Origin of the sequence: Mycobacterium sp. 852002-51961_SCH5331710, from assembly GCF_001665535.1 — a bacterium.
Lineage (GTDB): Bacteria > Actinomycetota > Actinomycetes > Mycobacteriales > Mycobacteriaceae > Mycobacterium.
In genome coordinates, this window is sequence record NZ_LZSQ01000085.1 from 100,664 (window position 1) to 107,271 (window position 6,608).

At 69.3% G+C, this 6,608-nt stretch carries 8 protein-coding genes; 3 read left to right on the forward strand and 5 right to left on the reverse strand.

Going from position 1 to position 6,608, the window contains the following annotated elements; all coding sequences use genetic code 11:
• Position 1: 1 nt before the first annotated feature.
• From A5752_RS14625 to A5752_RS14635, 3 genes are read right to left on the reverse strand one after another with little or no spacing between them, the layout of a single operon-like run.
• Complete coding sequence (locus A5752_RS14625; protein WP_067086655.1) at positions 2–661, reverse strand: GntR family transcriptional regulator; 660 nt, start codon at positions 659–661, stop codon at positions 2–4.
• Positions 658–1,377 (reverse strand): maleate cis-trans isomerase family protein, encoded by a 720-nt coding sequence (locus A5752_RS14630; RefSeq protein ID WP_197500620.1) that lies wholly within the window; start codon positions 1,375–1,377, stop codon positions 658–660. Before A5752_RS14630 ends, A5752_RS14625 begins: the two co-directional genes overlap by 4 nt.
• 56 nt (positions 1,378–1,433) lie before the next feature.
• Positions 1,434–2,171, reverse strand: coding sequence for a maleate cis-trans isomerase family protein (locus A5752_RS14635; RefSeq protein WP_197500621.1), 738 nt, complete (start codon positions 2,169–2,171; stop codon positions 1,434–1,436).
• A gap of 77 nt (positions 2,172–2,248) precedes the next feature.
• On the opposite strand from A5752_RS14635, the gene A5752_RS14640 reads away from it, so the two are divergent.
• The 3 genes from A5752_RS14640 to A5752_RS14650 are packed head-to-tail and all read left to right on the forward strand — an operon-like array spanning position 2,249 to position 5,216.
• Positions 2,249–3,307 (forward strand): D-2-hydroxyacid dehydrogenase, encoded by a 1,059-nt coding sequence (locus A5752_RS14640; RefSeq protein WP_502686734.1) that lies wholly within the window; start codon positions 2,249–2,251, stop codon positions 3,305–3,307.
• Entirely contained in the window at positions 3,304–4,707 is a 1,404-nt protein-coding gene (locus A5752_RS14645) for an amidase (protein ID WP_067086660.1), read from the forward strand. Before A5752_RS14640 ends, A5752_RS14645 begins: the two co-directional genes overlap by 4 nt.
• The gene (locus A5752_RS14650) at positions 4,704–5,216 is read left to right on the forward strand and encodes a DUF3830 family protein (protein ID WP_067086663.1); all 513 of its coding nucleotides are present in this window, start codon (positions 4,704–4,706) and stop codon (positions 5,214–5,216) included. The genes A5752_RS14645 and A5752_RS14650 overlap by 4 nt, the downstream gene beginning before the upstream one ends.
• 9 nt (positions 5,217–5,225) lie before the next feature.
• Here A5752_RS14650 and A5752_RS14655 read toward each other — a convergent pair whose 3' ends face one another.
• Both A5752_RS14655 and A5752_RS14660 read right to left on the reverse strand, forming a co-directional pair.
• Complete coding sequence (locus A5752_RS14655) at positions 5,226–5,651, reverse strand: hypothetical protein (protein WP_067086717.1); 426 nt, start codon at positions 5,649–5,651, stop codon at positions 5,226–5,228.
• Between the two features lie 59 nt (positions 5,652–5,710).
• On the reverse strand, positions 5,711–6,608 hold an 898-nt coding region (locus A5752_RS14660; protein WP_067086720.1), incomplete at its 5' end, for an ATP-dependent DNA ligase.

The following is a 6,608-nucleotide window of genomic DNA, read 5'->3' on the forward strand; positions in this document are numbered from 1 at the left end:
GTCAGGCGCCGCGCGACACCCGAGCGATCAGCCGGTCGACGGCGTCCTCCATGTGCGCGATCAGCAGCTTGTCGGACAGCTGCACGTCGCCGGCCCTGATCGCGCTGGCCAGCGCCTGGTGCTCGACGACGCGGTCGCTGGGGTTGTCATAGGTGTCGGCCAGCGCGTGCACGCACATCCGCGTCTCGACGAGGTACGTCTGGTGCATCCGCGACAGCCGCGGGCTGCCCGCCAACTCGACCAGTCGCTCGTGGAAGCGGATGTCGGCCTCGCTGCCTTCCTCGACGTCGGCGGCCGCAGCCATCTCCTCGACGATCTCCAGCAGTTCGTCGCCCGCAGATGCGTAGTCGCCCTGCAGGATCCGGCGGGTCGCGGCGCGTTCGATGGCCTCGCGCGCGAGGTACATGTCGGACGCCACGTCGGGCGTCATGTCGATCACGAACACCCCGCGGTTGCGGATCGCGATCAACAAGCCCTCCTGGGTCAGCCGCTGCATTCCCTCGCGCAGCGGCCCGCGGCTGACGCCGAGCTTGCGGGCCAGGTCGGCCTCGATCAGCTGCGTGCCGGGCGCCAACTCGCCGTGCGCGATCGCCTGCCGCAGCTTGTCGGCGACGATGCTCGGCGTGGACTCCTGCTCGACGGGCGCGAGGAACTCGGTCACCGGGCCTCCTCGAACAGGCGGCCCAATCCGGGGATCGCGGGCGCTCCGCCGGCGAGTTGCAGACCCTTCCACACCGTCACCTGGTTGGCCGTCAGCACCGGTTTGCCGACCGCGGCCTCGAGCCGATCGACGATCGCCAGCGTGTGCATCGCGGTGTCGGGCACCAGCACCGCCTCCGCGTCGGGGTGATCGGCCGCGGTGACCATCTGCTCCACCCGCTCGGGCTCTATCGTGCCGACTTCGGCGGCCGTGATGATCCCGTGGCTGCCCATCGCCACCACCTCGACCCCGTCGGCGGCCAGGAACCGCACGAAATGCTCGGCGACATCCGGCGGGTACGACGCGGCCACCGCCACCCGTCGGATACCGAGGTGGCGCAGCGCGTCGACGAACGCTATCGAGGTCGAGGACGCCGGAACTCCCGCCGCCGCAGCAACTTTCGCGGCCTGGTGGCGCGCACCCTCGGGACCGAACACAAAGCTGCCCGATGTGCACGCCCACATCACTGCGTGCGGGCGCTCGTCGGCGAGTTGGCACACCCCCTCGGCGAGCCGGCCCTCGCCGCCGAGGTCGAGCAGCGCGTCGACCCGGTGCGCGTCCTCGCCGACGGAGGTGATGACCACGGGAAGGCGCAGTCGCCCCGCGACGCGGGCCTCCAGCGCCGGGAAATCGTCCTCGGCGCTGTGCCCCGGGTAGAGCAGTCCTACGGTCGGCATCACGGCCCCTTCAATCGGCAGATTGTCGACAATGTTAACAACCGGCAGGTCGACGCCTACGCCTCCAACAGGCGCTGGCCCGGCCCCACGGCCTTGCGCCCGGCGACGCGCAGCGCCGCCCACATCGTCACCTGGTTGGCCGTGACCACCGGCTTCTGCAGCTCGGCCTCCAGCTCGGCGATCAGGTCGTAGGTCGGCAGATTCGTACAGCTGACGACGATGGCCTCCGCGTCGGCGACGTCAGTGGCGCGGACCAGCTCGGCGGTCTCCGAATACGGCACCGCCCAGATCTGCTCGGTGAGGCCCAGGCCGGAGGTGGCAACCACCTCGATGCCGGCCTCCATCAGGTACTTGGTCAGGCCGATCGTCAGATCCGACGTGTACGGGGTGACGGTGGCGACGCGGCCGACACCGAGGTGGCGCAGCGCCTCGAGCATCGAGCCGCTGGTGGTGACCGCCGCCGGCGCACCGGCCGCCCGCATCGCCGCCACCAGCGCGGCCTCGCCGGCCATCCCCTTGACGAAGCTGCCCGCGGTGCACGCATACGCGGTGACGATCGGCGAGACCGCCAGCACGTTGGCCGCACCCGCGACCACGTGTTCGGGATCGGAGATGTGCACCGCCATGTCGACGGTCACCGGCAAGGGGGCGTACCTCAGCCGGGTGACGTACAGGCTGACGTCGTCGGGCGCCCAACGCCAGAGTTCGCGGTCGAGCGCGAAGTCGTACGGAGTGACTACGCCTATGCCTACCTGCTGCAATGGTGGGGGCGGCACCAATTCCCCGATCCTCATTTGCACAGTGTGAGGCCAGAAGACCAAACCAGCAACAGATTGTTGACAATCCTACGGCGTGTCCCTAGCTTGGGGGCGTGCCAGCCCCGGGGGAGAGCGTGCGGATCGCATCGTCGTCGCAGGTCAGGGGTGGTTCCGCCGAGCCGGTCATTGCCGTCCTGTGCGAAAAATCCACCGACCATCCGCCCGGCGTCGAGCGTGTCGGCGCCGAGATGCGCTACTGCACCGCCGAGGACCTCGCCTCGGCCGTCCGCGGAGCCCGCGCGCTGTTGCTCTGGGACTTCTTCTCGACCGCGGTGCGCGACGTGTGGAGCGACGCCACCGAACTCGAATGGATTCACGTCACCGCGGCCGGCGTCGACACCCTGCTCTTCGACGAACTGCGTGACTCCGACGTCGTGGTGACCAACGCGCGCGGCGTTTTCGACCGGCCCATCGCCGAATACGTACTCGGCGCGGTGCTCGCCCACGCCAAGGACAGCCGCACAAGCTTCGCGTTGCAGCGCGAGCATCGATGGCGTCACCGCGAGACCCGCGGCATCGCCGCGGCCCGTGCACTCGTGGTCGGCACCGGCAGCATCGGCCGGGAGATCGCCCGCTTGCTGCGGGCCGCGGGCATGCAGGTGCGCGGCGCGGGCCGCGTCGCGAGGGCGGACGACCCCGACTTCGGCGAGGTGGTGGCCAGTGCGGACCTGGCCCATGAGGTCGGCTGGTGTGATCACCTGGTGCTCGCGGCGCCGCTGACGTCGGCCACTCGCGGCCTGGTGGACGCGTCGGTGTTGTCCGCGATGAAGCCCGACGCGCATCTGGTCAACATCGGACGGGGTCCGCTGGTGGAGGAGTCGGCACTGGTTTCTGCGTTGCGCGACAACCGGATTGGGGGCGCGACGCTGGATGTGTTCGACACCGAACCGCTGCCGACCGACCATCCGCTGTGGGACGCTCCCAACGTGACGATCACCGCGCACATGGCCGGCGACGTCGTGGGCTGGCGGGAAACGCTGGCCGAGCAGTTCGCCGACAACGCGCGGCGCTGGCTGGCGGGGGAGCCCTTGGTGAACGTTGTGGACAAGAAGCTCGGCTACATCCCGAGCGGAGCCGGAAGGCCGGCGACATCGGGACGTGATTCGCGATGATCCTGACCGCAGCCGAATTGGTGCGAGGCTACCGTGCCAAGACCATCTCGCCGGTCGAGGCCACGCAGGAGGCGCTGGCCGCGATCGATGCGTACGACGGTGCGGTCAACGCCTACGTGCTCGTCGACCGCGAGGGTGCGCTGGCCGCCGCCCGCGCGTCGGAGGCGCGCTGGCACGCCGGGGAACCGCTTGGCCCCGGAGACGGGGTGCCGGCGTCGATCAAGGACGCGCTGTGGACCAAGGGATGGCCGACACTTCGCGGCAGCTGGCTCATCGACGAGACCGGGCCCTGGGACGAGGACGCGCCCTGCACTGCGCGACTGCGCGAGACCGGTGCGGTGCTGCTCGGCAAGACCACGACACCGGAGTACTCGTGGAAGGGCGTGACCGACTCGGAGCGCTTCGGCCTCACCGGCAACCCGTGGGACCCCACCAAGACCGCGGGCGGTTCGAGCGGCGGCAGTGCCGCGGCGGTGGCCCTCGGCATGGGGGTGTGGTCGGTGGGGACCGACGCGGGCGGATCGGTGCGGATCCCGGCGGGGTTCACCGGAACCGTCGCGCTCAAGCCGACCTACGGCCTGATCCCGCACTATCCGCCGAGCCCGTTCGGCACGCTGGCGCATCCGGGTCCGATGACACGGACCGTGGTCGACACCGCCGCGCTGATGGACGTCATCACCGGTTTCGACCCCCGCGACTGGTCGGCGATGCCGACGCCGCACGAGTCGTTCCTTGCCGGCCTCGACGACGGTGTCGCGGGTCTGCGTGTGGCGTTCTCACCGAGGCTCGGCTACGTACGCAACGACCCGGAGATCGACGCGGCGGTACGGGACGCGGTGAATGTGCTGGCCGACGCGGGCGCCCGGGTCGAGGAGGTCGACCCCGGCTTCCGCGATCCGATCGAGGCCTTCCACATCCTGTGGTTCTCGGGGGCGGCGAAGGTGTTGCAGGCCTACGGCGAAGCGGTCGACGATCGCGTCGATCCCGGGTTGCGCCGGATAGCCGCGGTGGGTGCGACGTTCTCGGCGTCGGACTACCTCGACGCCACGGCCGTGCGGATGCACCTCGGGCAGGTGATGGGCCGGTTCCACCAGGACTACGACGTGCTGGTCACCCCGACGCTCCCGATGCCCGCCTTTCCCATCGGCCGCGACGTGCCCGAGGGGTGGCGGTCGCATTATTGGGCGAGCTGGACGCCCTACACCTACCCGTTCAACATGACTCAGCAACCCGCACTGAGCGTGCCGTGCGGCTTCACCTCCGCTGGGCTGCCGATCGGGCTGCAGATCGTCGGCCCCAGGCACTCCGATGCGACGGTGCTGCGGGTGGGGCGTGCACACGAGATGGCCACCGACTGGCATACGCGTACACCCGCAGTGATGACACAAGGAGTTCGATGAGCAGGCTGATCACCGTGTCCCTCGACAAGCGCGGCGTCAGCTGCACCGCGCGCCTGCTCGACGATGCGGCACCACGCACGTGTGCCGCGGTGTGGGACGCGCTGGACGAGCGCCCACTGTCGTCGCAGGTGTTCCACGGAAAGTACGCCCGCAACGAGATCTACACGCTCCTACCGGCTTTCGCGCCGGCGGACCCGGGCAGGGAGAACACCACCGTGACGCCGATCCCCGGCGACCTGTGCTGGTTCTCGTTCGACTCCGACCAGCTGGGCAACCCGGCCTACGGCTACGAGAACTCCACCGGGACCGGCACCACCGGTGCGATCGTCGACCTGGCGCTGTTCTACGGCCGCAACAACCTGCTGATCAACGGGGACCAGGGTTGGGTGCCGGGCAACGTGTTCGGAGAGGTCATCGAGGGCCTCGACGAGATGGCCGAAGCCTGCCAAGACCTGTGGATGGGCGGTGTGCGCGGAGAAACCCTGACCTTCGCGCGCGTTGCGGGTTGAGGCTCCGCGCTACAGCGGCTGCAGGCTGACCGGTTGTTCGCTCTCTCCGGGGTTGGGATCGTTGCAGGAACCGGCTTTCCACGCGTAGCGAAGGCTGCCCGCCAAGGTCGCTGGGTCGAACGAGTACGTCAGATCGGCTGGGCCGGTGGTGCCGTCGGCACACGGACGCCCGTTGAAGACATCGTGACGTTCGATGGTCCATGGGCCGTCTGCCTGCCTACCGATCTGCGCGATCATTCCCGTCGAGCTCGAAACCGTTCCGCCGCACCGGCCTTCGGGGTGGCACTGGGTGGTGATGGCCCACGTGTTCGACGTCGGCCCGTTGACGAACCGGAATTCGCCCTCCAAGCGCCCCTGTGCTGCCGCCGGTGCGGCCAATCCGACCGCGGCGCTGGCGAGCACCACCGCCGCGGCCGTCGCTCGTGTGATCGCCATGCCCGCAGCATCACACGTCGGGCGCACCCGGGTCGGCGAGTTGACGAAAGTCACCGCGGTCAGCCGAGGCCGGGAACGATGTCGCGCAGCGCGAAGGTGACCGGTTGCTCGAGTTGCTCGTAGGTGCACGAGCGGGGGTCGCGGTCGGGGCGCCACCGGTTGAACTGGGCGGTGTGGCGGAACCGTTCACCCTCCATGTGGTCGTAGCGGACCTCGACCACCCGTTCGGGGCGCAGCGGCACGAACGACAGATCCTTGCCGGCGTTCCAGCGCGACCCGCCGCCGTAGCGGCGCACGATGTCGGGGTCGGTGTCGGCGGCCCAGTTCCACGGGTGTTCCTCGAAAGTCGTTCGCAGCGGCTGCAGTTCGGCGAACAGCTCGCGACGGCGGGCCATCGGGAACGCGCCGACGACGCCGACGGATGCCAGTGTGCCGTCGTCTTTGTACAACCCGAGCAGAAGCGATCCGATCGCATCCTCGCCGGATTTGTGCACGCGGTAGCCGGCGACGACGCAGTCCGCCGTCCGCTGATGCTTGATCTTGAACATCACGCGCTTGTCCGGCTGATAGGTCAGGTCGACGGGTTTTGCGATCACGCCGTCGAGTCCCGCGCCCTCGAACTCGTCGAACCACCGGTGCGCCGTCGCGAGGTCGGTCGTCACCGGGGTGACCTGGAATTTCGGGCCCGCGCCAGAGAGCGCGTCGACGAGTGCATTGCGGCGTTCCCCGAAAGGCCGTTGGGTGTAATCGATGTCGTCTCGCGCGAGCAGATCGAACGCGATGAAGGCCGCGGGTGTCTTCTCGGCCAGCATCCGGACCCGCGAGTCGGCGGGGTGGATGCGTTGTTGCAGGGTCTCGAAGTCGAGGCCATGGCCGGCGGCGACGACGATCTCGCCGTCGATCACGCAGCGCGGCGCCCTGTCTCTTATACACATCTCCGAGCCCACGAGACTGCAG

Coding starts and splice junctions, on each gene's coding strand:
- A5752_RS14645 (WP_067086660.1), top strand. CDS start 3,304: ATGATCCTGACCGCAGCCGAATTGGTGCGAGGCTACCGTGCCAAGACC.
- A5752_RS14650 (WP_067086663.1), top strand. CDS start 4,704: ATGAGCAGGCTGATCACCGTGTCCCTCGACAAGCGCGGCGTCAGCTGC.
- A5752_RS14630 (WP_197500620.1), bottom strand. CDS start 1,377: ATGCCGACCGTAGGACTGCTCTACCCGGGGCACAGCGCCGAGGACGAT.
- A5752_RS14635 (WP_197500621.1), bottom strand. CDS start 2,171: ATGAGGATCGGGGAATTGGTGCCGCCCCCACCATTGCAGCAGGTAGGC.
- A5752_RS14655 (WP_067086717.1), bottom strand. CDS start 5,651: ATGGCGATCACACGAGCGACGGCCGCGGCGGTGGTGCTCGCCAGCGCC.